This is a genomic window from Moorena sp. SIO2C4, assembly GCF_010672485.1.
GTDB classification, from domain to species: Bacteria; Cyanobacteriota; Cyanobacteriia; order Cyanobacteriales; family Coleofasciculaceae; genus Moorena; species Moorena producens.
The window spans coordinates 1-1,975 of sequence record NZ_JAAHGN010001254.1; the positions used below are offsets into that span (position 1 = coordinate 1).

At 41.1% G+C, this 1,975-nt stretch carries 2 protein-coding genes; one reads left to right on the forward strand and one right to left on the reverse strand.

Translation table 11 applies throughout. From position 1 onward, the window contains the following. Positions 1-126 precede the first annotated feature (126 nt). The gene (locus F6K20_RS36270) at positions 127-588 is read left to right on the forward strand and encodes a DUF29 domain-containing protein (protein ID WP_071102549.1); all 462 of its coding nucleotides are present in this window, start codon (positions 127-129) and stop codon (positions 586-588) included. Between the two features lie 228 nt (positions 589-816). Here the strand turns inward: F6K20_RS36270 and F6K20_RS36275 are convergent. Further along, a partial coding sequence (locus F6K20_RS36275) for a trypsin-like peptidase domain-containing protein (protein WP_287298060.1) occupies positions 817-1,975 on the reverse strand: 1,159 nt, incomplete at its 5' end.

The window sequence follows — 1,975 nt, forward strand, 5'->3', positions numbered from 1 at the left end:
TTCCCTGTTCCCTGTTCCCTGTTCCCTGTTCCCTGTTCCCTGTTCCCTGTTCCCTGTTCCCTGTTCCCTGTTCCCTGTTCCCTGTTCCCTAAAACCCAAAAACTCCTTACTAGCTTGAAAACCGCTATGACTAAAACAAGTGATCTATATTCTCTGTATGATGTTGATAATGAGCAATGGTTATTATCAACATTGAAACTCCTAAAAGAAAAACGACTAGAAAATCTCGACATAGAGCATTTAATTGAGGAATTAGAAGGATTGAGCCGTCGAGATAAATTAACAGTTGAAAGTTTTTTGGAACAAATTATCCGACATTTACTACTGCTGAACTATTGGCAAGATCAATATGACTATAATGCCAATCATTGGCAAGCGGAAATTATGAGCTTTAGAACCCAACTGGACGAGTATTTAACTCAAAACCTCCGCAATCATTTACAACATAATCAAGGCAAAGTTTATCAAAAAGCTTTAAAATATGTCATAAAAAAAACCGGTATGATGATTCAATTTCCTGAAGACTGTCCCTATACTCTCGAACAATTATTAAATCAAGAGTGGCTGCCTTTAAAAGCTGATATGTAAGCAGTAAGCGGTCAGCGGTCAGCAGTCAGCGGTCAGTGGTCAGTGGTCAGTGGTCAGTGGTCAGTGGTCAGTGGTCAGTGGTCAGGTTTGTGGCACAGGCTTCGACCCTGGGACTTCAAGGTTTCCTCATCAACCGTAGCCATAGCGCATAAGCACCTCAAATAGGGTGGCACAGGCTTCGACCCTGGGACCTAACCCATTAGCTGATAGCTGATAGCTGAATGCTTACTAAAATAAAGATTGAACTTGAAGTATTGAGTCAAATACCACTTGATTGCTAGCAGCGCTGTCATCAAACTCATCAATAGACGTGCTAGGGTCAATAAACCCAATGATATAGTAGGACCCAGGGTTGAGATTAGGAAAAGAACCACTCCATGTTGCGTAATCCCAATTGAAAGGATCTAAGGAGCTTATTGTATCGCTACCAAGGAACCAGTGGGAACCGCTGGAGTTAGTAACGTCATTGTCTGTAGATGCATAGAAATTGACGTCGAAGTTTCCTGATGCTGCTGTACCGTTGTTACGAGTTACAAAACGTGTAGTTAAGTTATCTCCTGGTTTAATCGAGTTAGATGAAAGGTAGTCAAAGTCAGTACCAAACCATTGATCATAATCCACAAGATCAGGTTTATCTACTGGATTAGGATCGTTTGTCTTCCAATCCTCTATCAAATCGGTCATGTATTTCTGTAAGCGAATAGCTTCATTATGGGTAGGAGTATTTTGGCTATCATGAATATAGCCACTTGTCAGACCGATAACATATTCTGAGTTACCTTCAGAACGCCATACTGGACCACCACTATTGCCTCCAGTAGCATCAAGATGGTGTTTAATCTGATAGTTATCAGCAGAATTAATAGTACCAGAAATTGTATACATTTCCGCAGAATGGTCTATTCCTGCCAAACTACCTGACCAATTAGTTTCAACAATTCCCTCACTGTTGATTGTGTTTTTAGGATACCCAGTTATATTGACATTTAAGTCATTAAACCAACTAAGATCCGAATTCCATTGCCATCCCATCCAACCAGTGTAATTACCAATATTGCGATCGAGGCTTAAGACCGCCCAATCATAATTCCCGTCATCTTCATTACTGTCAGCATCAGCAATAATTCCATCACCATCATTATCTGCTGTATAACCGTTCACCGTATGAAAATAGGTTACACCCACTTGACCATAATATTTTTCTTGACCATCTTGACCGAGATGGACGTATATTTCGTCTGCATAGCCACCATTTCCAGCAGAGTCAGAACGAGTGCTGTTGAAGATGCTATGAGCTGAGGTGAGAAAATGGTGAGGACCAATCATCACCCCAGATGAACCAAACCACTCATCCCCAAATTTCGCCGTGACAAAACCTACTTTAGTC

Bases quoted from the DNA above. Each gene is read 5' to 3' on its own strand.
- F6K20_RS36270 (WP_071102549.1), top strand. From the start codon at position 127: ATGACTAAAACAAGTGATCTATATTCTCTGTATGATGTTGATAATGAG.